At 67.7% G+C, this 467-nt stretch carries 1 protein-coding gene; it reads right to left on the bottom strand.

Annotated elements, in window-relative coordinates:
• Window positions 1-25: 25 nt before the first annotated feature.
• On the bottom strand, window positions 26-467 hold a 442-nt coding region (locus FLP08_RS16955; protein WP_003111212.1), incomplete at its 5' end, for a hypothetical protein.

The following is a 467-nucleotide window of genomic DNA, read 5'->3' on the forward strand; positions in this document are numbered from 1 at the left end:
TCCGCCGACAGCAACTCGGCAGCGATCACGGCTGCAGTTGTTCCAGGGCGATGCGCAGGGCCACCGGCGAATCCAACTGGCGGGTTTCCAACACGCGGCGCTGCTCCAGCCTGACCCAGAGCACCTTGCCCTCGTCCGAGGCATAGCGAGAAGCGATGGCCGCGTCGCGATCGAGCAGCACCGGATAACTGTAGTCACGCATGGCCGGCACCGCGAAAAGCCGGGAAATCAGCGCCGGCATGCGGCTGATGTCCGCCAGGAACAGCGCGTGGCGCGCCTCCAGGTAGCCCTTTGGGCGTTCCGCCAGCGCCGCCTTGACCAGCTTCGAGCCGTCCATGTCCCGCGCCACCAGCAGGACCCGGGTGGAGTCGTCCAGCGAGTGCGCCTTTTCGAACTGGTCCTGCAACGTCCAGGGCTCCAGGGTGGAGCCCTTCTCCACGGCCAGCGCCAGGCCGGGCAGCAGCATG

The organism is Christiangramia aestuarii (assembly GCF_009735585.1).
Lineage (GTDB): Bacteria > Bacteroidota > Bacteroidia > Flavobacteriales > Flavobacteriaceae > Christiangramia > Christiangramia aestuarii.